The 21,761-nt window shown below is 61.9% G+C and carries 19 protein-coding genes and 1 pseudogene; 8 read left to right on the top strand and 12 right to left on the bottom strand.

Going from position 1 to position 21,761, the window contains the following annotated elements; genetic code table 11:
• Nucleotides 1-37 precede the first annotated feature (37 nt).
• Together IG169_RS02660 and IG169_RS02655 are read right to left on the bottom strand one after the other, a co-directional pair.
• Nucleotides 38-1,084, bottom strand: a complete 1,047-nt coding sequence (locus IG169_RS02660) for a TRAP transporter substrate-binding protein (RefSeq protein WP_210325825.1) — start codon at nucleotides 1,082-1,084, stop codon at nucleotides 38-40.
• 311 nt (nucleotides 1,085-1,395) lie between these two features.
• Nucleotides 1,396-2,094, bottom strand: a complete 699-nt coding sequence (locus tag IG169_RS02655) for a fumarylacetoacetate hydrolase family protein (protein ID WP_193174614.1) — start codon at nucleotides 2,092-2,094, stop codon at nucleotides 1,396-1,398.
• A 233-nt stretch (nucleotides 2,095-2,327) separates the two neighbouring features.
• On the opposite strand from IG169_RS02655, the gene IG169_RS02650 reads away from it, so the two are divergent.
• Both IG169_RS02650 and IG169_RS02645 read left to right on the top strand, forming a co-directional pair.
• A complete protein-coding gene (locus tag IG169_RS02650; RefSeq protein ID WP_193174613.1) occupies nucleotides 2,328-2,813 on the top strand; it encodes a MarR family winged helix-turn-helix transcriptional regulator in 486 nt (161 codons plus the stop codon).
• A 101-nt stretch (nucleotides 2,814-2,914) separates the two neighbouring features.
• The gene (locus IG169_RS02645; protein ID WP_343225549.1) at nucleotides 2,915-3,331 is read left to right on the top strand and encodes an acyl-CoA thioesterase; all 417 of its coding nucleotides are present in this window, start codon (nucleotides 2,915-2,917) and stop codon (nucleotides 3,329-3,331) included.
• A gap of 12 nt (nucleotides 3,332-3,343) precedes the next feature.
• Here IG169_RS02645 and IG169_RS02640 read toward each other — a convergent pair whose 3' ends face one another.
• From IG169_RS02640 to gabT, 5 genes are all read right to left on the bottom strand, one after another.
• Nucleotides 3,344-4,861 carry an RnfABCDGE type electron transport complex subunit D gene (locus IG169_RS02640; RefSeq protein WP_193174612.1) on the bottom strand — a complete coding sequence of 506 codons (1,518 nt, stop codon included), beginning with the start codon at nucleotides 4,859-4,861 and terminating at the stop codon, nucleotides 3,344-3,346.
• Nucleotides 4,858-5,607, bottom strand: a complete 750-nt coding sequence (locus IG169_RS02635) for an FAD:protein FMN transferase (protein WP_343225548.1) — start codon at nucleotides 5,605-5,607, stop codon at nucleotides 4,858-4,860. The genes IG169_RS02640 and IG169_RS02635 overlap by 4 nt, the downstream gene beginning before the upstream one ends.
• Before the next feature lie 3 nt (nucleotides 5,608-5,610).
• On the bottom strand, nucleotides 5,611-6,048 hold the full coding sequence (locus IG169_RS02630) for an FMN-binding protein (RefSeq protein WP_193174611.1): 438 nt from the start codon (nucleotides 6,046-6,048) through the stop codon (nucleotides 5,611-5,613).
• Between the two features lie 848 nt (nucleotides 6,049-6,896).
• The gene (locus IG169_RS02625) at nucleotides 6,897-8,342 is read right to left on the bottom strand and encodes an NAD-dependent succinate-semialdehyde dehydrogenase (protein WP_193174610.1); all 1,446 of its coding nucleotides are present in this window, start codon (nucleotides 8,340-8,342) and stop codon (nucleotides 6,897-6,899) included.
• A 4-nt stretch (nucleotides 8,343-8,346) separates the two neighbouring features.
• Complete coding sequence (gene gabT / locus IG169_RS02620; RefSeq protein ID WP_193174609.1) at nucleotides 8,347-9,639, bottom strand: 4-aminobutyrate--2-oxoglutarate transaminase; 1,293 nt, start codon at nucleotides 9,637-9,639, stop codon at nucleotides 8,347-8,349.
• 119 nt (nucleotides 9,640-9,758) lie between these two features.
• Here gabT and IG169_RS02615 point away from each other — a divergent pair, with 119 nt between their 5' ends.
• Together IG169_RS02615 and IG169_RS02610 are read left to right on the top strand one after the other, a co-directional pair.
• Complete coding sequence (locus IG169_RS02615) at nucleotides 9,759-10,706, top strand: LysR substrate-binding domain-containing protein (RefSeq protein ID WP_428982228.1); 948 nt, start codon at nucleotides 9,759-9,761, stop codon at nucleotides 10,704-10,706.
• 110 nt (nucleotides 10,707-10,816) lie between these two features.
• Nucleotides 10,817-10,963: pseudogene (locus IG169_RS02610) on the top strand (IS6 family transposase); the annotation flags it as partial.
• Nucleotides 10,964-11,175: 212 nt separating this feature from the next.
• On the opposite strand, the gene IG169_RS02605 reads toward IG169_RS02610, so the two are convergent.
• The 5 genes from IG169_RS02605 to IG169_RS02585 all read right to left on the bottom strand — a co-directional run bounded on the left by IG169_RS02605 (nucleotide 11,176) and on the right by IG169_RS02585 (nucleotide 17,968).
• Nucleotides 11,176-13,698: an ATP-binding cassette domain-containing protein gene (locus tag IG169_RS02605; RefSeq protein WP_193174608.1), complete on the bottom strand. Its 2,523-nt coding sequence runs from the start codon at nucleotides 13,696-13,698 to the stop codon at nucleotides 11,176-11,178.
• A 27-nt stretch (nucleotides 13,699-13,725) separates the two neighbouring features.
• Complete coding sequence (locus IG169_RS02600; RefSeq protein ID WP_193174607.1) at nucleotides 13,726-14,715, bottom strand: ABC transporter permease; 990 nt, start codon at nucleotides 14,713-14,715, stop codon at nucleotides 13,726-13,728.
• An 85-nt stretch (nucleotides 14,716-14,800) separates the two neighbouring features.
• A complete protein-coding gene (locus IG169_RS02595; protein WP_193174606.1) occupies nucleotides 14,801-15,976 on the bottom strand; it encodes a substrate-binding domain-containing protein in 1,176 nt (391 codons plus the stop codon).
• A 233-nt stretch (nucleotides 15,977-16,209) separates the two neighbouring features.
• Nucleotides 16,210-17,370: a C4-dicarboxylate TRAP transporter substrate-binding protein gene (locus tag IG169_RS02590; protein WP_193174605.1), complete on the bottom strand. Its 1,161-nt coding sequence runs from the start codon at nucleotides 17,368-17,370 to the stop codon at nucleotides 16,210-16,212.
• 88 nt (nucleotides 17,371-17,458) lie between these two features.
• Nucleotides 17,459-17,968 (bottom strand): 2,4'-dihydroxyacetophenone dioxygenase family protein, encoded by a 510-nt coding sequence (locus IG169_RS02585; protein ID WP_193174604.1) that lies wholly within the window; start codon nucleotides 17,966-17,968, stop codon nucleotides 17,459-17,461.
• 184 nt (nucleotides 17,969-18,152) lie between these two features.
• On the opposite strand from IG169_RS02585, the gene IG169_RS02580 reads away from it, so the two are divergent.
• From IG169_RS02580 to IG169_RS02565, 4 genes are read left to right on the top strand one after another with little or no spacing between them, the layout of a single operon-like run.
• On the top strand, nucleotides 18,153-19,766 hold the full coding sequence (locus IG169_RS02580; RefSeq protein WP_193174603.1) for an AMP-binding protein: 1,614 nt from the start codon (nucleotides 18,153-18,155) through the stop codon (nucleotides 19,764-19,766).
• Complete coding sequence (locus IG169_RS02575) at nucleotides 19,763-20,305, top strand: acyl-CoA thioesterase (RefSeq protein ID WP_193174602.1); 543 nt, start codon at nucleotides 19,763-19,765, stop codon at nucleotides 20,303-20,305. Before IG169_RS02580 ends, IG169_RS02575 begins: the two co-directional genes overlap by 4 nt.
• Entirely contained in the window at nucleotides 20,302-20,862 is a 561-nt protein-coding gene (locus IG169_RS02570) for a hypothetical protein (protein WP_193174601.1), read from the top strand. Before IG169_RS02575 ends, IG169_RS02570 begins: the two co-directional genes overlap by 4 nt.
• A 13-nt stretch (nucleotides 20,863-20,875) precedes the next feature.
• Nucleotides 20,876-21,754, top strand: a complete 879-nt coding sequence (locus IG169_RS02565; protein WP_193174600.1) for an N-acyl homoserine lactonase family protein — start codon at nucleotides 20,876-20,878, stop codon at nucleotides 21,752-21,754.
• Nucleotides 21,755-21,761: the final 7 nt, after the last annotated feature.

The following is a 21,761-nucleotide window of genomic DNA, read 5'->3' as shown; positions in this document are numbered from 1 at the left end:
GGCCCGGGGGCGCGCCCGCCCCGGGCCCGCCGGTGTCTTAGTTTCCGTCCGTGTACTTGGCAATCAGCCCACGGGCTTCTTCGAGCAGCGCGGTACCGTCGAGACCCTTGTCATTCATCTCCTTGACCCAGGCATCGATCGTAGGCTGGGAGGCGTCACGCCATTCCTGGACCTCGTCCGGCGTCAATTCGATGATGTTGTTGCCGCGTTCGACCGCGACCTTGCGGGTCGGTGCGTCATAGGCCTGCATGGTCTTGCCGGCCCAGCCCGAGAACTCGAGACCGGAATTGGCGTCGATCACCGCCTTCAGGTCGTCCGGGAGGCTGTCATACTTGTCCTTGTTCATTGCAAAGATGAACGCGGTTGTGTAGAGCGACGCGCCCGGGAACTCGGTGTGGTTGGTGACCAGTTCCGGCACCTTGAGGATGCCGGCCACTTCCCACGGAATGACGGTCGCGTCGATCACGCCTTTCGACAGCGCTTCCGGCACTGCCGGAACCGGCATGCCGACCGGAGTCGCGCCGAGCGACGAGAACAGCATGTTCGTCACCCGTGTCGGTGCGCGCAGCTTCACGCCGTTGAGATCGGCCACCTTGCGGATCGGCTCCTTGGAATGGATCAGGCCCGGGCCGTGAACCCACACGCCGATGGTGTGGAAATCCTTGAAGTCCTGGTCGAGCATCTGCTCTTCGGCGATCGTCCAGTAGGCCTTCGAGGTCGCCTCGGCATTCGTCATCATGAAGGGAAGCTCGAACACCTCGGTGCGCGGGAAACGGCCGGGCGTGTAGCCGGCAACCGTCCACACGATGTCGGCGACGCCGTCGATCACCTGGTCGATCAGTTCCGGCGGGGTACCGCCGAGCTGCATCGACGGGAAGCGCTGGATCTTGATGCGGCCGTTCGATTCGGCCTCCACCTTGTCGGCCCAGACATCGAGCACATATTTCGGCACGTTGGCCTGTGCCGGCAGGAACTGATGCATCCGAAGCGTCACTTCCTGGGCCTCGGCCTGCGTCGCGCCGAAGCTGGCCGCGAGCGCCGAAAGACCGGCCACGCCCGCCATGGCAAGCAAATTTCTACGCATGAAGCTCATGGATTTCCTCCTCCGTTATGAACTCAGACGGCCGTTTAGCCGCCTTTTATGTCAATGTGCTACAGTTTTTTTGCCCCGGAGCCGATTTTTCGTAACACAACTACGAAAAATGCGCCTCGCTGGAAACTGCACGCTCCAGTCCCGTCGAACCATAGAGCCACTCGGCAACACTATACCAATCATCCGGCGACTTGGCCCGCTTGACTGCGTCGCGCGCGACTGGAGCCGGCGATGGCGGTCCTTCCTTGCGCATGACCGTTCTCTCCGACGCCGGGGCGCACGTCTTGATCGTGCGTGAGTGCCTATTCCGGCTCGCCGATGGTCAGTTCGATCGCATCGAGCCCGTCGATGCCGCCGGTGATCCTGTCGCCGGCGACGACCGGGCCGACGCCCGCCGGGGTGCCGGTCATGATCAGGTCGCCGGGCGCCAGATGATAGAAGCCCGAAAGATGGCTGACGATCTCGCCGACCTTCCAGATCAGGTCGGAGAGGTGCGCGTCCTGCTTGACCTCGCCATTCACTTCCAGATGGATGCGCTGGTCGCCAACGGAGCCGAAATCGGCCGCCTTGGTGATCGGCGCCACAACCGCCGAATTCTCCACGTCCTTGCCGAGATCCCAGGGCCGTTGCTTAGCTCGTTCCGCGAGTTGCAGGTCACGGCGCGTCATGTCGAGGCCGCAGGCGTAGCCGTAGATCGCGCCGAGAGCCTCGTCGCGTCCCGCCTTGAACACCGGGCTGCCGATGGCCAGCACCAGTTCCATCTCGTAATGGAAATTGTCCGTGCCCGGCGGGTAGGGGATCGTCGCCCCCGACGGCGTCAGCATCCGCGCCGACTTGGTGAAGTAGAACGGCGCTTCGCGGTCCACCTCGACACCCATTTCGGCGGCATGCGCCGCGTAGTTACGCCCGACGCAGAAGATGCGATGCACCGGATAGAGGCCATCCTCGCCCTTGACCGGAACGGTCTTGAGTTCGGGTGCCTCGAACAAAAGGCGGCTCATCGTGTGCGCTCCTCATAATAGCCGAGCCGCTCGCACAGCGACCGGTCACGGGCGCGCGGGAGGAATGCCGCCCTTGCGTTCGTCAACCGCGGCGTTGCAAGCTGTTCGCCCATCGTCTCCTCCCCTTAACGGCTTCCGCTTCTGTCACGCTATTGGTATGTGTACTTATGATATGTATGCTTGTCAATTACCGGGGATCCCGTAAACTGCCCCGGACCGCAAAGGGGGAGGCGATGCCCGAAATCTATGAGATGGCAGGACACCTGATCCGCCGGCTGAACCAGATCTCCGCCTCCGTCTTCGCCGACCGCATGGCGCGCGAGGGCCGCGAACTGACGCCGGTGCAATTTGCCGCCCTCACCGCGGTCGAGGCGGAACCGGGCATCGACCAGGCGACGCTCGCCGGCGCCATTGCCTATGACCGCGCCACCATTGGCGGGGTCGTCGACCGGCTGGAACAAAAGGGACTGATCGAGCGCACCGTCAGCCGAAAGGACCGCCGCGCGCGGACCTTGTGCCTGACGGAAAAGGGCCGCCGGCTCCTCGACGAAGTGCGCCCGATCGTCTGGGATCTGCAAAAGGACATCCTCGCCGGCCTCGATCCGTCCGAACAGAAGGACCTGCTCGCCCTGCTCAAGAAGGCGACCGATGCCGGCAACGCGCTCGCCCGCGCGCCATTGCAGCCGCGCGACAGGGGCGAAAAGGCCAAAGTGCTCTGAGGGTGCAGAAATCCGTGAATCTATTCGCCACGGAGTGCAAACCCGAATGAACACCCGTTAGGGTTCGGCGCTCGACAATAACACGCAGCAAGGGAGGGCTCGTGACAAAGGTTTTCACGACAAAACGCATGCTCCAGTTCGGAGATTGCGACATCTCGGGAACGGCGTATTTCCCATCCTATCTCAACATACTGAACGGCGTGAACGAGGAATTCTGGGCCCATATCGGGTTCCCCTGGCATCACATCATCTGGAAGGAGCGCTGGGGGACGCCGACCGTTCACATATCCTGCGACTTTTCCAAGCCCTCGTTTTTCGGTGAGCAACTGGATTTCGAAATGACGGTGATCAAGGTTGGCCGGTCCTCCGTGACGGTGCATCACGAGATCAGCTTTGACGGACAGAAGCGCTGGTCGAGCACCCAGGTTCTCGCGGCCAGCGATCTCGACAAGCATTGTTCGATACCCTGGCCGGAAAATGTGCGCGAAAAGCTCGAATCGCTCCTGGTCGAGGGGTGAAACAAGCGCCCGTCAGGCGAAGCCGGGAAAATAGTCGACGCGGATACGCGACCGCGCGACGCCCAGTTCCCTCAGCGCAGTGCGAAAATTGAGCACCATCGCCCTCGGACCGGAAACATAGAAGGTCCGGTCCCGGAAATCCGGCACTTCGCTTGCGATCATGTCTGCGTCGATCAGGCCCTTGTACATGTTGGATCCCGGGATGGGATCGTCCCTGACGGCATAGACCGTCCGGATGCCCAGTTTGCGCTCGGCGTTGTTGAGGACATCCGCATATGCGATCTCGCTGGAGCGATTGTTGCCGTAAAACAGGACCAGCGGCCGGGCTTCGCTCCGGTCAATGAGGTCCTGAATCATGCTGCGGAAAGGCGTGATCCCGATGCCGCCCGCAATGAAGACCAGCTTTTCTGCCGGGTCGCGCGGCAGGGTGAAATCTCCCGAGACATGCGAGGCATAAACGACATCGCCGGGACGAAGCGACAAAAGCGAACGCTTGAACGCGCTGGGCTGGGCATAGAACTTGACCCCCAGGCGCACCGCCTGCTCGCCCGGCGCGGAGGCGATGGTGAACGGGCGGCGGTTGCCGCGGTCGTCCGGACAGCGCACATTCATCGTCCAGTCCACATATTGGCCCGGACGGAACGGCAATGACCGGTCCGACCTGAAGACATAGTCGTAACAGCCGGTCGCGATCTTCTCGATACCGACAAGCGTCAGTCTGAAACGTCCGTGCGGATTGACCGCGAATGCCATCAGATTGCCGGCAAGCAGCGCCAGCTCGGTCGAAAAATAGAAATTGCCTATGGCGACGTTTTGCGCCGACAGGACGCCGACCAGGATTCCGAACACAAGCCGCCAGGAACGCCGCAGAGGCGCGGTCAGCGGTTCCGTCAGCATCGCGAATCCGGCGAACAGAACCGGCGAATAACGCAGCGTCTCGTCTAACGCCTGCAGATACGGAACGCCCCGGGCCAGCAGCAGGGTCGCGATGATGTTCGCGCCGACAAAAGCGCCCACCATCTCGAAGCGCTGCACCTTGCGCAAAACGAGGAGACCGCCGATTACGACCAGGGGCAGCAACGCGAGATTGCTGGCGACCCACCATATCGGCGGCTGGTCCAGAAGAAACGACGAAGCGACGACGCCGATCGCCACCGGATTAAAGACATGCCGCTTGCGAAAAGCGAGCAGGAATTTGGAGGCGACGGCCACGAACGAGGCCAGCGCCAGCCCCTGAAGGCCCTGCACGTCATCGGCGGTTGTCGGCGGCATGATCAGGACCAGGATGATCGCGGTGATCCAGACCGACTCGCTATTGACCGGCACGCGAAACAGCGCGGCAAACAGGCGGTTCGTCAGGTAGCAGATCCCGGCAACGAAGAAGGCCGTGAACGCCAGCGCGGTCGGATCGATCAATCCGATCCCGAACAGGCCGGCCACGAAGGCCGCGGCCAGCAACGCGCCGACATAGAACAGGACCAGCCGGTACATGGTGATGTGGTTCAGGCGGGCGTCAATAAACTTGATCATTGGATTTCGAAGGCTCCGAATCCGCTGGTTTGCGTCGAAATGCCGGCTGCATTCACCATCAGCCCCTCGAGCCCGGCAGTCTCCTCTATGAAGTAGATGCCGTCGGCGCCCATGGCGCAGGCGGCCGTGGCGAACCGGTCTGCCTCGAGCACGTCGGCGCCGATAATGGTCATGGAGACGATGTCATCGAGTTCGTCTCCGGGCTGTCTCGGATTGTAGATGTGGCGTCCGCGCGCATAATTGCCCGAGGTCGCAATGCCCCGGTTCGAGAGCCGCACCGCGCCGATGATCTCGTCCTCGGCGAAGGGATTGCGGATGCCCGTGCGCCACTCTTCCCCGTCTTCGTTCACGCCGTCCGCCTGGATGTCGCCGCCGGCGTCGACGAAGAAATCGCGGTGGCCGGCCTCGCGCAGCAAATCGGCCGCGTTGCGCACCGCCCAGCCCTTGACGATGCCGGATGGATCGAGCGAACCGTCGGGCCTGCGGATGTCGAAATATCCGTCGCTATCCACCCTGGTTTTTTCCGCCAGCGCCAGAACCTCGCGCATCTCCGCGCTGATCGCGTCGCGGCAAAGGCGCCCGGCATTCATGGCCGAGATTTCACTGTCCGCCTTGTAGGTGCTGAAACGCCGGTCCACCGCGTCGAAATAGCCGAAAGCCTCTGCCATCGACCGCGCACCTGCCCCGCCTTCGGCAATGCAGATCGTGATCGGCATTCCCATGATCAGGCGGGTTTCCTGCAGCACGGGTCAGTACCCCGCCTTTGTCAGCGCGGAATAGACGGAACGCAGGAACGCCGTGCTGGTGAGCGTGGCGCCGGAAACCATGTTGACCCGGATATCCTGCGCCCGGACTACCTGCCGCTTCAGCATCGGCAGCGCCTGGCGGTTGATGTAACGGCTTGTCCCCGTGTGGTTCGGATAGTCCAGGACATCGATCGAGACGATCTGCCCGCCGCGAATGTTCACGCGTGTCTGGACCTGGCCGTAATAGGCATCGAACGTGGCGCCCGTATACTGGCCGTCTGCGAATCCCCGCCGCGTGGCGACGGGAATCGTGACCGCGTCCTGCGGCACAGCCGTCACGCTGGCTCTGGTCGGCGCAGACGATGCCATGTCCGTTCCCGCCAGATACGGCACGAGAGCAAGCGTCGAGACGATCGTCGAGTAGCGGTGTGCCTTTCGCATGGGCACCTCCTTTCGGAAAATCTGAGTCGTCAGTTTCCCGAAAGTACCGGCCCTCAAATGACAATTCGCTGACAGCCCGGAAAAGGGCGCCGTGCGCGACGATTGCCGCGCCAATTCCGATTGGGAGACAAATTACGAGGAGGCTGGCGGAGAGGGGAACTCTTCCTCGGAGTTGATACTGTGATCGGTCCAGCATTCGTCTGGCTACGACGGAGGTGATAGAACATTTCTTTCCGATGGCCGCGTCGTCCGCCCAAGCAGTGCTCGGCCTTGGCCCCCAAACGAACTTCCCTCGCATTGCGCCAAATGCCCGGTGGGGGCGTATTCCGTTTAAGAAGTCCCCGAAACGAAGATCCATGCCTCGCTGCGCAACCGAACCTTGCCGGCCCAGTTCTGATGCGGTCCACCGTAAATGTGCGGGGGGAGCTTATGAAAATTCTCATTGACGGCAAATTTCGTTGAGGAATTCCAGAAAGGCACGGGTCGTCGGCGAGACGAGACGCCGGCTCGGAAAAACGACCGAAAGGATCGACGCCGAGAGGTCGAAGGAAATATGCTTGAACGGCGATATCACGGTAACGGCTTGTGAGGAGCTGCCGCGATAGACGCACGCCGGAAGGCAGCGATCCGCTCTTCGAGGCGCGTCAATCAACGAAATCGACCCGTTCCGGACATATTGCGTCCCGAAAAGGCGGCCACATCGGGCCAACAGCCGACATTATGAATAGTCTTCGCTCGGTCTGACGCCCAACGCCGTACCCGAATCTGGATCACATGGCTGGCGCACAATGCGGTCCGGCAGGCAGCTCCAATCACCGGGAAAAGGCGCGGCCGCGTTGGCTGATATCCTACAGCCCCGCGATGCAGCCATATTTTAGCTCGGTGAATTCCTCGATGCCGTGATGCGAGCCCTCGCGGGAATTGCCGCTTTCCTTGATACCGCCGAAGGGTGCCAGCTCGGTGGAGATCAGGCCCGTGTTGACGCCGACCATGCCGTATTCGAGGTTTTCCATCACACGGAAGATCCGACCGACGTCGCGCGTGTAAAAGTAGGCGGCCAAGCCGCTGTCGGTGTCATTGGCAGCCGCCACGACCTCATCTTCGGTGTCGAATTTAAACACGGCCGCCAGCGGCCCGAACGTTTCTTCGCGGGCCAGTTGCATGTCGGCACGTGCGCCGGTCAAAAGGGTCGGCTCGAAAAAGGTGTGCCCAAGCGCGTGCCGGTTGCCGCCGGTCACCACCGACGCGCCCTTGGCGATGGCATCGGAAATATGCGCCTCGACTTTCGAAACCGCGGCCTGCGTGATCAACGGCCCCTGCACCACCCCTTCGCCGAAACCGTCGCCGACCGCCAGATCGCGCACGCGCTCGACGAGCTTCGCGACGAAACGGTCATGAATGCCGGCCTGCGCGTAGATACGGTTCGTACAGACGCAGGTCTGCCCCATGTTGCGATACTTGGAGACCATCGCCCCCTCGACGGCGGCGTCGACATCGGCATCGTCGAATACGATGAAAGGTGCGTTACCGCCCAGCTCCAGCGCGACCTTCTTCACCGTGCTGGAGGCCTGCTGCATCAGGATCTTGCCGACCGGCGTCGACCCGGTGAAGCCGACCAGGCGGACCTTGGGATGCGTGGTCAGGACCTTGCCGATGGCGATCGCGTCGCCGGTGATGACATTCACGGTCCCGGCGGGAAAACCGGCACGGTGCGCGAGCTCGGCGAGCGCCAGCGCGGTCAGCGGGGTCTCGGGCGCGGGCTTGACCACGACCGTGCAGCCGACGGCGAGCGCCGGCGCGATCTTGCGAGTGATCATCGCCGCCGGGAAATTCCACGGAGTAATCGCGGCCACCACGCCGATCGGCTGGCGGAACACGGTGATGCGCGCGTCGGCGCGGTGCGACGGAAGGATTTCGCCCGCAACCCGCTTGGCTTCCTCGGCATAGAACTCGATATACGATGCCGCGTAATCGATCTCGCCCAGCGCTTCGGCGTATGGCTTGCCCTGTTCGCTGGTCAGGATGGTCGCCAGATCCTCGCGATTGGCGACGACCAGATCGAACCAGCGCCGCAAGACCGCGCTCCGCTCCTTGGCCGTTTTACCGGCCCAGGGCTTGAATGCCGCCGCGGCCGCCTCGACGGCACGCTCGGCTTCCGCTGCACCGAACTCCGGGACGGATGCGATGAGATCGCCATTGGCCGGGTTGGTCACCGGCAAGATCGGCTCGCCCCTGAACACCCCGTCGACAAATGCCTGCTGTTTCAGCAGGGATGCATCCTTCAAGCTCCGCATGACGCTATTCCCTTGTCTCCGGCCGCGCCGCCTTCAGCGCGGCTTCGAGCATATCGAGCCCTTCCTCCAGAACCGCGTCGGAGATGGTCAGCGGATTGAGAATGCGAATGGTGTTGCCGTAGACGCCGCAGGACAACAGCACGAGCCCGGCATCGAGCGCCGCCTGGCAGACCCGTTTGGTCGCGTCGGCATCGGGCGCCGCTCCATCGCCTTCCGCGACAATGTCGAAGGCAACCATCGCGCCCGGTCCGCGGATCGCGGCAATCGGCACCGTGTCGTTACGAACCGAAATGGTCTCCAGGCGCTTCTTTACCCTGTCACCGATAACATTGGCGCGCTCGACCAGCTTCTCCTCGGCGATCACGTCCATCACCGCCAGGGCCGCCGCGCATGCGACAGGACTGCCGGCATAAGTGCCGCCGAGACCGCCCGGTTCGGCCGCGTCCATGACCTCGGCGCGCCCGACGACGCCCGACAGCGGGAAACCGCCGGCCATCGACTTGGCCACCGTCATCAGGTCCGGCCGGATGCCAGAATGCTCGATGCCGAACATCTTGCCGGTGCGCGCGAAACCGGTCTGCACCTCATCGGCGATCAGCAGGATGCCGTGTGTGTCGCAAATCGCCCGCAGTTCCCGGAGCAGGTCGGCGGGCGCCGGATGGAACCCGCCCTCGCCCTGCACGGGTTCGATGATGATCGCGGCGACATTGTCCGGGCCAATATCGGCACGGAACAGGTAGTCGAGCGCCTTGAGCGACTGCTCGACGGTGGTGTCGAACTGCGGCGCCGGAAACGGCACGTGATAGACGCCGGCCGGCGAGATGCCGAACTTGATCTTGTAGGGGGCCACCTTGCCGGTCAGCGCCATCGTCAGCGACGTCCGGCCGTGGAACCCGCCGGTAAAGGCGATCACACCGGGCCGGCCGGTCGCGGCGCGCGCGATCTTGATCGCGTTCTCCACCGCTTCCGCACCGGTCGAGAACAGGATCGCCTTTGCGTCATCGATCGGCGCCATTGCGGCAAGACGCTCGCAGACTTCCACATAGGGTTCGTAGGGCAGGATCTGAAATGCCGTATGCGTGTAGGCGTCCAGCTGCCGCTTGACCGCCTCGATCACCTTCGGATGGCGGTGGCCCGTGTTGAGCACGGCGATCCCGCCCGCGAAATCGACATAGCGGTTGCCCTCCACGTCCCAGATTTCGGAGTTTTCCGCCTTGGCAGCGAATTTGGGATATGCCGTCGCAATGCCGCGCGGAATGGCTGCGGACCTGCGGTCCTGTAAGTCGCTATTGGTCATCCGATGTGCCCCGAAGTTTTGGAATATACATCGAGGATAGGCCCGAACGCAGCGCTTCAGGTATCAGATTGTTTATGCTATTGCGGTGCTTTCAGTGCACCACAAGAAGCATCGGCTACATGCCAAAGACAGGTACATCGCGAAACCGCCGAAGCACGCATTTCAATCCCGAGCGGCCGCTTGCCGGGAGGCTTCCGCCATTGATCATGTTGCGCGCATTCGAAGCGACCGGGCGAACGGGAAGCATGCGAAAGGCCGCGAACGACATCGGCATCAGCCACACCGTCGTCAGCCGGCACATCCGGAATCTCGAGGTCTGGATCGGCTGGAAACTTCTTGCGGCAGGACCGCGCGGCATCGCGCTGACGCCGGAAGGCCGGTCCCTGTTTGCGACCACCACCGCGGCATTCCAGTCCATCGCGGGCGCAGCGGCGCAGTTACGGTCGAAGGTGGGCAGCGACGAGTTCCATATCTGGTGCGTGCCCGGCCTGGCGACCCGCTGGCTCATTCCCCGCCTGGAACAAATCCGCCGGGCCATTTCCTCCGGCGAGGTATTGCTGCGCGCTGTCGATCGCAGCCCGGATTTCGTGCACGGCGAAGCCGACCTCATGATCGGCTTCGGGGACTTCGACAATCTGCCGGACCGCGCCGTTCCATTGCTGCAGCCCCGCATGTTCCCCGTCGCTAGCCCCGCCTGGCTCGAACGGCACGGAATGCCCGATTCGCTCGAGGACCTGACCCGTCTGCCGTTGATCCACGAGGAATCCTATGCCCAGTGGACAAGCTGGTTCGAACAGGCAGGCATCGACATACAGCACACCCTGACCGGCCCCCGGCTATGGGACGCCAATCTGGGTTTCGACGCGGCGATGGCTGGCCAGGGGGTTGCGCTGACCAGCAATCTCATGGTCGCGCGCGAGATCGAGAACGGTCGTCTGGTCGAGCTTTTCAATACCGACATCAGGGTCGGCGGCTATTATCTGATCACATCCGGCTCGAAGCCGCAGGACGAGCGGATTGCGCGGTTCAGGGCTTGGATTGAACACTCGATTACCAACTTCGAGTGACGCACGGGGCGGCAGCCAAGCCGATCCTGTAGACGAAGGTAAGCGCACTCCTTTCAGCACTGTCACGGTAATCCGGTGGCGCTGTGAGCCAGGGCACGGTAGCGGATGTCATGAGCAGCTTGTCCTGCGCCCGTCATCGCTTTCCGCCTACGATCATTCAACATGCTGTCTGGCTCTACTTCCGGTTCGCCCTCAGCTATCGCGACGTCGAGGACATACTCGCGGAGCGCGGCATCGATGCGTCTTATGAGACCGTCCCGCGCCGGACGCTCAAGATCCTTCATGCCGAAGCATTGGCCGGCTGGCGCCAGATCGTCACCGACTGAGATCCTGTTCCGACGATGCTGCCAACCACAGCAAGTCGTGACAGTGCCGCGCCGTCATTACAGCCCCTTTCATCCGGCTCACCCTTTATCCCGTTCGGGCGGCAATTCCCCTTCCGGTGTCTGTGAAGACAGCCACTGGGCGGTCATCGATTGCCGGCGCTGACTAACGCGCGACCGCCAGCCGACAAACTGAAGAAACTCGCCGCGACTAGCGTCGCGCCGCCGATCAGCCAGTATTGCCAGGCATCGCTGAGGCGCAGGAACGGCGTCGCATTCATGATTGTCTGAACCAGCAGAGAACTCGCCAGAACGGCCAGAAACGAACCGCGCCCGCCGGAAATCTTCGCGCCCGAAAGGACCGCCGCAGTGATGCCGAGGAGCGTGTAGTTCACCCCCGTCGTCGCGGTCCCGATGCCAACCTGGCTGGCGAGGACAAGTCCTCCGCAGCCCGTCAGCAGGCCAGCCAAGGCAAACGCCGCCAAACGCACCTGCCTGGCTTTGACGCCCAGAATATGGCTCGCCCGCGCGTCCGATCCCGTTGCCCGCCAGGCGCGGCCGAAGGATGAGCGCGCAAGCACGAATTGAAGAACGACCGCTACCGCGATGACCGCGACCATCCCGGTCGGAATGCCGAACACGGAAAATCCGATCGCGTCACTCAACAGATCGCTGATCCGTCCGCCCGGTTGCGGCCGCAACAGAAGCGATACGCCCTGAATACCGCTGAATGTCGCCAGCGTGATCACCATCGACGGAAGACGCAGCAGCTCGACGAGCACCCCCTGGGCCAATCCGAAAAGCATGCACATCAGGACGACGGCAATCGCGGCGATCGCGATCGAACCCGGCGGCTGGTCCGGGCCCATCAGGAACGAGCACAGGACGACGACGAGACCGGCCAAGGGCCCGAGCGACAGGTCGATTTCACCGATCAACATGACGCAAAGCTGCGCCGCGGAGATAAAGGCGAGCGAGCAAACGAATGTCATCAGCATCGAAAGGTTGAAGCCCGACAGGAACAGCGGATTGACCGCGTTGGCAGCTGCCATGATGCCGCCTGCGACAACCAGGTTCGCCACCGCCGGCAAATGATCTCCGAGACGCCGGCGCCAGTCGGAATTAGTAGCGCGTTCGCTGACTCCGGAAATCTCGCGAAGCTGTGTTGCATGAAGATTGGCTTCCGTAATCGCCTCATCGGAGACCGCCTCGCCAACAAGCTCCTGCACGATCCTGCCCCGCGAGAACACCTCGACGCGGTCGCACAGACCCTCGAGTTCGATACCGTCCGAGGACGCCACCAGGACCGGAGTTCCGTTGTCTGCGACTTCGCGCAACTGCCGGTAGATTTCGCTACGGGCGCCAATATCAACGCCATGGGTGGGTTCGTCGACCAGCAGTACCGACGGCCCGAAGGCGATTTCGCGCCCGATCAGAACCTTCTGCTGGTTGCCCCCGGAAAGAGCGCTGACCGGCGTTTCGATGGACGCCGCCTTGACGCCCAGGCCGGCGGCGATTTCGCCGCCGATGCGATGATCGTCGGCCCAGTCGATTACGCCGCCACGCGCGATGCGATTGAATATGCCAAGTCCGATGTTCTCGCGAATCGACATCGGAAGGAACAATCCTTCGCTGTGCCGGTCGTCGGGCACGAAGCCGAAACCGGCGGCCCGGCTGGCGGGAACGCTCTCACCCGAATGCGTCTTTCCCTTGATACGGACTTCGCCGCTCCGGCGCGACACGATGCCGGCAAGGCAACGCAGAAACTCGCGTTGCCCCTGCCCTTCGACGCCCGTCAGTCCGACGATCTCGCCTGCCCGCAACACCAGATCAACGCCATCGAATCCCGGACCGGCGAGTTCCTTCGTCTCGAGTACCGGTGCGGAAGTCTCTGCATTGGTGCCCTTTGGCGGAAAGACCTGGTCCAGCGGTTGCCCCGCAATCAGGGTCACGACCTCGTTCGGCGTGTATTCCCCGGCGCGCCGCGTTTCGATCAGGCGTCCGTCGCGCAAGACAGAGATCCTGTCCGCGATCTGCATGACTTCGTTCAGCCGGTGAGAGATGTAGACAATCGCGATTCCCTCGTCGCGCAAGGACCGTATCAACGCGAACAGCTTGTCGACTTCCGCCTCCTGAAAGGGCTCCGTCGGCTCGTCGAAAATAAGTACCTGCGGGCGGGTAATCAGCGCGCGAGCGATCTCCACCACATGCCGGCGGGCAAGAATCAGGTCCGCGACCCGTTCCTGCGGATCGATGGTCAACGATTCCGTCGCGACACGCTGCAGCATCGCCTGCAATTCCGCGTCCTCGATGCCCGGCGCGACGAGTTGCAGGTTTTCGCGCACGGTGAGATCGGGAACAAGCGCGGGATGCTGGTTGGCCACCGACACGCCCCGCGCCCGCATCGCACGCACATCGGTGTCATCCACGGTGCGCCCCATGATCCGGATCTCGCCGGCATTGGCTTCCAGGATACCGGCCGCAATCGAGATCAGCGTGGATTTGCCAGCGCCGTTTTCTCCGACGATCGCATGCACCTCGCCCGAACGGACGTCAAAGTCCACGCCATGCAATGCGATGACCGCGCCATAGGTCTTGCGTATCCCGGTGAGCTGGAGGATCGGTGTTTCGGAGGGCGTGCCGCGTTGGCGGGAATGAGCGGAGTTCACTGGTCCAACCTCTTCATGTCGGCGGGGTCAACGGTTGCGCAGCCGGCGAACGATTTCGGGCAAGGCGACACCGAGAATGATAATCGTGGCCTTGACGACATCCTGAACCGCCCGCTCGAAGCCGACCGAGAGCACAAGTTGGCCGAGATAGGTCAGGAAGAATGCGCCGAGGATCGTCGCGGGGATGCTTGCGCGACCGCCCGTCAGGGCATTGCCGCCGACCACGACGGCCGCGACGGTGGAAAGCATGTATTCGTTGCCGCACATGATCGTCGGAACGCTGACGAAGCCCGACAGCATCACGCCCGCGAGCGCGAAGAACAGTCCGGCTGCGGTATAGGTAAGCCAGCTATAGGCTGTCACGCGAACGCCAAGCACGCGCGCGGCCGACGGATTGGTCCCGATCGCGATGAACTGTCTTCCGATAACCGTGCGGCGTTCGACGAAGATCACGATGGCGGCGATAATCAGCATCACGACGAACGTGTTCGGAATGCCGAGCGTACGTCCGAGGGCGAGCGTGCCGAGCGCATCGGGCACGGCCCGTGGCACGCCTCCGGAAAGATAGACCGTTACGCCAATGGCCAGAGCATTGATGCCTATGGTCGTCACCAGCGGCGGAACCCGCAGCAAAGTGACGAAGAAACCGTTGATGGCGCCAGTACCGGCGCCGGCCGCAAGTGCAAGCAGGACCGCGACGACAATGGGCCCCGCTCCGGCGCCGCGTTCGGCGTAGTTCGTCACGATAACCGCGGAAAGCGAGATTATCCCCGCCACGGAAATGTCGAAGCCGCGTTGTTGTACGACGAGATGCTGGCCGATCGCCGCTACGCCGAGAATGGACATGAATGGCAGCAAGGTAAGAAGTGCCGGAAGCGAGACGGATTGCGGCGCCAGAAAGCCACCGATCGCCACCAGGACCACCGTCGCAGTCGCGACATAGGCGACCTGCGGCAGCTGAATGCGCGAATTGCCGGCGCTGTTCGGCAGATCGTTTCCGGTCAAATCAGTGTTCATGGCAACGCCTCGGAATTAGTACCGATGGAAACGGCGCGAGACCGTGCGGCGAAAACGCCGCACGGTCGCACGGATGTTGCGATCCTTACTTGCCGAACAGCTCGCGGAGCTGGTCCCGGGTGAGCATAGTGGAGGACAGAAGCGCGTCCGGCGGAAGTGACGGATCGCATTTCGGCCACAGCGATTCGTCAGCTGCAGTGCTGTCTTCCTTGGTGTCGAGGAGGATGATGCTCGGCTCAGTGTCGTCGATGCCCTCGACAGCGGCCACGCCCTTGCGCAGTGCAAGGCGGCTCATCCAATTCCGGCCGGACGTCGTGGCAAGTTTGAAATCCGGGTTGGAATCCTTGTGCGCGCGCCAGAAGCAGCCGAGCTCGTTGGCATCCTCGGCGGTGATGATGGGAATCGGCTTGCCCGCGGCCTCGTAGGCGCGCAGCGCGCCCATCACGCCGAGCCCGTAGTCGGCATAGATCGCATCGATTTTCGGGTATTTGGACAGCAGGCTGGCCATGATCTTCTGGTACTGGGACGGATCCCAGTTGGTGTCGATCGGGCCTTCAAGCACCTTGACGCCGGGATATTTGTCGAAAACGGGCCGCCAGCCCCGCTCCTCGGCAGCGACGATGGGATTGCCGGGCAGGCCACCGAAGGCGATGACATTGCCATCATAGTTCAACTGCTTGGAAATCCACTCGGCACGGTTGCGCGCCGTTTCCTCAATCGATTCCGTCACCGTCAGCAAATAATCCTTGCCGCGTTCGCCGGGAAAGTTGAGCCCGACCGCCCACGGTATCACGGCGGCGCCCGCCGCCGTCGCCTGGCGCATGGCCTTGAGGATTGCCTCGCCCGCATCCGGGAAGACCACGATCACGTCATATCCCTGCGCTGCCAGACCGAGGATGTCAGAGATCTGTTTCTCGGGATTTCCCTGAGCGTCCGTATACGCGATATCGGTGATATTCGGGCATTTCGCGGCTTCGACTTCGAACTCGCGGCGGCTGATCTTGCGCCACGCCGTTGCGCCATATCCGTCCGAATAGGCAACCTTGATCGGCTTGTCGCCGCACAACGCGGTAATGTCGATCAATTCGGAGACGGGGCCGCGCTTCTCGGGCGCAAGATCCACATTGGCGAATTTTCCGTCGGCGGAAGCCGCCGGCGAAGCTGCGAACTGCGCTGCGAGGACGGCAGCCGCCGCCAGCGTGATTGGTCGCCGGCTCGATACAATGGTCGAGCGGAGCGAATGAGATAAAGCTTTGAACATGATTTCCTCCTGCGGGATGTTGTTCGCAACTTCGCTGATGCGGCCCGGCATGTTTTGATTTGCCGTTATGTCACCGGGCTGATCGCCGGCGCGCCGATCACTTTTATCGGGCATAAGTCGTCCTGCGCCGGCCGGCCGATTGGCATAGGCCTGCCGTGCTGCGGCCGGGACCGGCGCAGGATTTATGCGCGAAGCGCGAGAGTGATTGCCTTTAGTGCCGAAGCCGGCTTCGGTCAGTCGAGACCGAAGGTAGCCGGATCCAGCTTCGCGTAGACTTCCTGGTAAAGGATGTCATAGAGGGCCTGCGGGTCGTCGCGCTTGCCTTCGAAGAGTTTGTTGTACTTGTCGAGGAGCTTGACGTAGGTCGCGACAATCTCCGACGTATCCTCTTCGGACACACCGCGCTTTGCGGCGGCTTCGAGGATGGCGGACTTGTCCACTTCGAAGAAGTCGGCAAGCCCCTTCTTCATCTCGTCGGTCGGCTGAATGAGCGTCACGCCCTTTCCGCTCGCCTCGGCGACGACTTTCTCGTCATTCTTGATGTAATCGAGGCCGGGCCCGATCGCCATGATCGGCGCATATTTGAGAAGAAGCGCCCGCTGCTCCGTGGTCAGTCCACGCCAAAAATCGCGGCTGAAACCGACCGAACTGTCCGCCTTGAACGAACCGACATTCAGGAGCGTGACATAGGGGGCGACGTCCCAGAGATTGTACGCCGACAGGTCTGCCACCGGAAGCATGACAGCGTCCAGAGTGTTCTTGGAAAGCCCGTCATAGGCATGGGTTGCGTCAACATTCACGGCGACCGCGCCAAGGCTGCTCAACCAGCGGTCGATCGCACCGCCAAAGGAGCGGACCTTCTTGCCATGCATGTCCTCAAGCGAGTTAACCGGCTTGACCGACATGATATTGTAGGCCGTCGTCGCATAGGCTCCGAAGAACAGGAAGTTCTGCGCCTTGGCTTCAGCTTCGCAGGGCTTGCAGTGCAGCAGGATCGTTTCAGTGACAGCCGCGGCCGCCGTGAGTGAATCCGTGCCGACCATCGAAAGGTCGGAGAAAGTCGTCATCGCCGGGAATTCGGCCGGGTGGAACGATAGGACGACGAACCCGCCCTCTACCACGTTGTCGCGAATGCCGGGCAAAGTCGCGCGGCTATCCAGCAAAGATCCGCCGAGGAACAGCCGGAACTTGATGTCGTCGTTGCTTGCCTTCTCCACCGCATCGATGAACGGGACATATCCGCCGGAGTTCAGCGGATGCGTCGGTCCGAGCCAGGAATTCAGTTTCACCTCGTCGGAAAGCGCGGCCCCGCTGACGCCCGCCGCAAGCCCGAAAGCCAGCGCGGTGGATATCAGCGCCAACCGCGCGGTCTTCTTGACAGATTTCATTTCCATTTATTCCTCCCTTTGAATCAAATTGGAAAATTCGAGTCTTGATTGCCGGCATTCACGGAATGCCGGCAGGTCAGCCGGTACGAACGGCCTATCTGATGAACTGGTTGACGAAGTCGGCGCCGAGGCCGACCTTGATGTAATGTTCGCGGCACATCTCGATGCGCTGAAACACGTCGGAAAATCCGGTCAGATTTCCATCCCGATCCATGTAAAGCATCGCCCCGTTGACGAGGAACCAGGTGATCATCTCGTCGACGTCTTCATCGACGACGAGAGTGTGCGTCTCGCCCGGCGGCTCGAAGACGTAGCTGCCCTCGGTGGCGATCCAGTCGTGTTCGAGATATCGCCAGCTTCCCTTGATGACATAGCCATGCACGGGCGCCGGATGCCGGTGGCAGCTGACGACTCCGGATGCACGCACCCTCAATAGGCTGGTCCAATACCCCTCCACCGTATGGAGACAAAGCGGCCGGAACCACACATTCTCGTCCATTGGCACCCATACACGCTCGTCGTCGGGTTGCGCCTTGATCACGATGTCGGAAGCCATTCCCTCAGGTTGGCGCTCCGGTGGGACGGGCTCGGGAAATTCGGTCATTCAATCACCCCTGGTTGGCTATCGATTTTTCGCTCAAACCGGTCGTCTACCGGCCTCGCGGGGCTTGACCGCAACCTTCGTCAAGCCCTAGTGTTCAGATGAAATCAAATTTCAGAACGTCGTTCTATTATTTGATATTCGGTATTAAGCGTCAAGCCCAATTGTGACCGCCGGGAGGAAATGAATGATTGACGGGCTCATGATGGACACGCCTTTGCTGCTGTCGTCCATCATCGAATATGCTGCCGCTTACCACAGCCGGACTGAAGTTGTTTCCCGCACAATGGCTGGAAAAACGATACGTTACGGATATGCGGAAGCTTATGACCGCACCCTGCGGATGGCTGCTGCCCTCATTGGTTTGGGCATGCGGGAATCGGACCGTGTGGCAACGCTGTGCTGGAATACAAGACAGCATTTTGAACTGTTTTACGCCGTTCCATGTGCGGGCGGCATCCTCCACACCGTTAATCCACGCCTGTCGATCGACCACATTGCCTATATTATCAATCACGGCGGCGCAGAGGTTCTGGTTTTCGACACGGGCTGCGCCGATGTCGTGGCGGAAGTGCTTCCCCGCCTGACGAAGGTGACGACGTTGATAGTTGTCGACGACGGCAGCGAACTTCCGGATCTTGAACAATCATATCTGCGTTACGAATCGCTGGTGGCAGAGACTGCCCCGTTGCCATGCTTTCCGGAATTTGACGAACGGGCCGGCGCGGTCCTTTGCTACACGTCCGGAACGACGGGCAACCCGAAAGGCGTTCTCTATTCGCACCGCTCGCTTGTGCTGATCGCCATCGCAAGCATCGCCAAGGATTTCTTCGGCGGCTACCGAAACGGCGCCCTCGATGCCTATATGCCGATCGCCGGCATGTTTCACGCGACCGGCTGGAGTTTTCCGCATACCGCTCCGATCAGCGGCGGTAAACTGGTCCTGCCCGGCCGCCAACACGACCCCGCTTCCCTCTGCCGGATGATGGCGGAAGAAGAGGTGACTATCGCCGGCGCCGTACCGACCGTTCTCCTCGGCCTGTGCGACTGGCTGGATGAGCATGGCGAAGAAATCCCGATCCTGCAGTCGTTCCTGTCGAGCGGAAGCCTCGTGCCGCAACCGCTGATCGAGCGCTGGGCGCGCAAGGGCGTCGACATTGTCCAGACATGGGGAATGACCGAATCGCTGTGCTCCAGCAAGGGAACGCTCAAACCCGGCTTCGACAAGCTCGATCGGGAACAACAGCAGGCATCGAGCAAGAAGACCGCGCGGGTGAGCTGGGGCACGAAACTGCGCATCGTCTCAGAGGACGGCGCGGTGCTTCCCCAAGATGGAAAAGCCGTAGGACACCTCCAGGCGCGCGGCCCCTGGACCGCGTCCGGATACTTCAACGAGGTAGCCGACCCGCTTTCCGCCGATCGCTGGCTCGAAACCGGCGACATGGCCACGATCGATCCTGACGGATATCTTGAAATCAAGGATCGTTCCAAGGACATCATAAAGTCGGGCGGCGAGTGGATTTCCACTACCGATCTCGAAGCGGCCGCACTCAGCTATCCCGGAATAAAATATGCGGCCGTCATCGGAATTCCACATCCCAAATGGCAGGAACGTCCATTGCTGATCGTTCAACCGGACACGGCGACGAACGGTGCCGATACCACCGCACTGCTGGAGCACGTGGCATCGCAGGTCGTCAAATGGTGGGTTCCCGACAGGGTGGAGATTGTCGCGCAAATGCCACTATCCGCGACGGGCAAGATCCTGAAATCCGAGCTCAGGAAGGCATTTCCGGCATGAGCGGCTCCAACCCTAAAAACCTTTTCGGTTTCGACGTGTGCGATGACGGCACCCTGCTGGTTAGTGTCGAGAAGGTTCGCGAGGAATGGCTGGACCATAACGGTCATATGAATGTCGCCGCCTACCTGACGGCCTTCGACGCCGCGGTATGCATCTTCTGCACGGCTTTGGGCATCGGACCCGACCAGATCCCGCAAACCAACAAGACGATCTTCGTGGGCCAGGCAAACATCGTCTACAGGCACGAACTGGTCCGGGGAGGATCCGTCCGCATCAACGTGCAACTGTTAGGCCTGACCGGCGAGCGGGCGCATGCCTGTCTCTCGATGTATGACGATGACAAAAACGTTCTCGCGGCACTGAACGAACAGCTTTTCATATGTGTCGATCTTGTAACCCGGCGCCCGGCCCCTCTTCCGCCGGTCGCACGGCAAAGGTTCCAAACCGTCGTCGACGCGCAGCGCCACCTTCCGGTGCCCAAATATGTCGGCCGCCAGATCAGCCTTGACCGAAACACGGGCGGGGGAGATGCCGCATGACCTACCGTGACGACGCGACCGTACTTCCGGCCTCCGCGTTCTCCTGCGACCCCGCGCCGGCTGACCCGCCGGCACTCGACGAACGGCTCTTCGCCGATCGCGATCCGGCGGTTTTCGATTATGTCGTCGCGGCGCAACGCCGCTTTGAGAGCCTGCGCCAATGCGCGGCGCAGCTTGGCGGTCTCCTCGTCCTTGCGGCAGCGGGCGGGCGCACCGATCCCGGCCATCCGATGCTGGAGCTTGCGCGCAACACACACGACTTCGCCGCCGACGCCACGTTTGCCGCAATCGCACCACCAGGCGCCGGACACCACCATCGTCACATGCTCGCGGCGGCAAGAAATCTCACCGCAGCGCTGGCGGCGATGCCGGATGCTTTGTCGAAGCGCGACGCCGACGCCGTCGACAGGGCGTTTCAGCCCCTGGATACCGCATTTACGGAATTGCAGGCCGCCTCGCGCTGCCTGCCCGGCTTCGAGATCGTCGATTTCGAACAGGGATGCTGCGCCGAACATGTGGGGCTTCGGCGATCGAAACGGATACTGATGGAGCAATAGGAGGAAGAGAACCATGGCAGATTATTCGATCTGGGTGCTCGAATATGCCGAGTGCAACAAGAATCCGGTGGCGGGCGTCGTCTACGGCGCCCATGACAAGGGCACATGCCGCCTGCCCTATGCATATGTCCTGATCAAGGGCAACGGTTCCAACGCCATGGTCGATGTCGGCTACAATCACTCGGAATATGGAGAGACCATCGCCAACGAGTTCGGCGTCGGCAACTGGCATTCGGCGCGCGAGATCCTTTCCCATGCCGAGATGACGCCGGAGGATATCACCCATATCTTCATCACCCACGCGCATTACGATCACATGGGCGGGATCGCGGCCTTTCCCAATGCCACGTTCTACATCCAGGAGCGCGAGCTCTCCAAATGGGTGTGGGCGATGTCCCTCGACCAGCGCTTCAAGATGCTGCAGGCCGCACTCGACCCGGGCGACATCCTGCGCGCGGTCGGTCTTGCGAAAAGCGGCCGGCTGGTCTGTGTGCAGGGTGACCGCGCCGATGTCCTGCCCGGGATCGACCTTCACGCCGCCTATGACACCCACACCTGGGGCTCGCAATATGTCCACATCCGCAACGATGGAAAGGATGACAGCGAAGACGGCTGGATCCTCGCCGGAGACTTGGTCTACCGTTTTGAGAACCTGGAAGGCTGGGACCCGCAGAACCAAAGCTACATACCGATCGGCTTCTACGTCGGCAGCACGACGAACAACGTGCTGGTCCTCGACGAGATGTCGAAACTGGTCGGTGGCGAGCACCGCCGCATCGTTCCGATTCACGAGGACAGGCTGCATGAACGCTTTCCGTCCCGCGAGACCGTCGATGGTCTGCGCATGACGGAAATCACCCTTGCCGACGGCGAGACCAGCAAGGTCGCCTAGGAAGCGA

The organism is Oricola nitratireducens (genome assembly GCF_014904745.1).
Classification (GTDB): domain Bacteria; phylum Pseudomonadota; class Alphaproteobacteria; order Rhizobiales; family Rhizobiaceae; genus Oricola; species Oricola nitratireducens.
The sequence above is the reverse complement of the archived record's forward strand: the minus strand, read 5'-3'. Positions and strand labels throughout refer to the sequence as shown.

Coding starts and splice junctions, on each gene's coding strand:
- gabT (WP_193174609.1), bottom strand. CDS start 9,639: ATGACCAATAGCGACTTACAGGACCGCAGGTCCGCAGCCATTCCGCGC.
- IG169_RS02630 (WP_193174611.1), bottom strand. CDS start 6,048: ATGCGAAAGGCACACCGCTACTCGACGATCGTCTCGACGCTTGCTCTC.
- IG169_RS02595 (WP_193174606.1), bottom strand. CDS start 15,976: ATGTTCAAAGCTTTATCTCATTCGCTCCGCTCGACCATTGTATCGAGC.
- IG169_RS02580 (WP_193174603.1), top strand. CDS start 18,153: ATGATTGACGGGCTCATGATGGACACGCCTTTGCTGCTGTCGTCCATC.
- IG169_RS02625 (WP_193174610.1), bottom strand. CDS start 8,342: ATGCGGAGCTTGAAGGATGCATCCCTGCTGAAACAGCAGGCATTTGTC.
- IG169_RS02590 (WP_193174605.1), bottom strand. CDS start 17,370: ATGGAAATGAAATCTGTCAAGAAGACCGCGCGGTTGGCGCTGATATCC.
- IG169_RS02585 (WP_193174604.1), bottom strand. CDS start 17,968: ATGACCGAATTTCCCGAGCCCGTCCCACCGGAGCGCCAACCTGAGGGA.
- IG169_RS02650 (WP_193174613.1), top strand. CDS start 2,328: ATGCCCGAAATCTATGAGATGGCAGGACACCTGATCCGCCGGCTGAAC.
- IG169_RS02575 (WP_193174602.1), top strand. CDS start 19,763: ATGAGCGGCTCCAACCCTAAAAACCTTTTCGGTTTCGACGTGTGCGAT.
- IG169_RS02660 (WP_210325825.1), bottom strand. CDS start 1,084: ATGCGTAGAAATTTGCTTGCCATGGCGGGCGTGGCCGGTCTTTCGGCG.
- IG169_RS02655 (WP_193174614.1), bottom strand. CDS start 2,094: ATGAGCCGCCTTTTGTTCGAGGCACCCGAACTCAAGACCGTTCCGGTC.
- IG169_RS02570 (WP_193174601.1), top strand. CDS start 20,302: ATGACCTACCGTGACGACGCGACCGTACTTCCGGCCTCCGCGTTCTCC.
- IG169_RS02565 (WP_193174600.1), top strand. CDS start 20,876: ATGGCAGATTATTCGATCTGGGTGCTCGAATATGCCGAGTGCAACAAG.
- IG169_RS02600 (WP_193174607.1), bottom strand. CDS start 14,715: ATGAACACTGATTTGACCGGAAACGATCTGCCGAACAGCGCCGGCAAT.
- IG169_RS02640 (WP_193174612.1), bottom strand. CDS start 4,861: ATGATCAAGTTTATTGACGCCCGCCTGAACCACATCACCATGTACCGG.
- IG169_RS02615 (WP_428982228.1), top strand. CDS start 9,759: ATGCCAAAGACAGGTACATCGCGAAACCGCCGAAGCACGCATTTCAAT.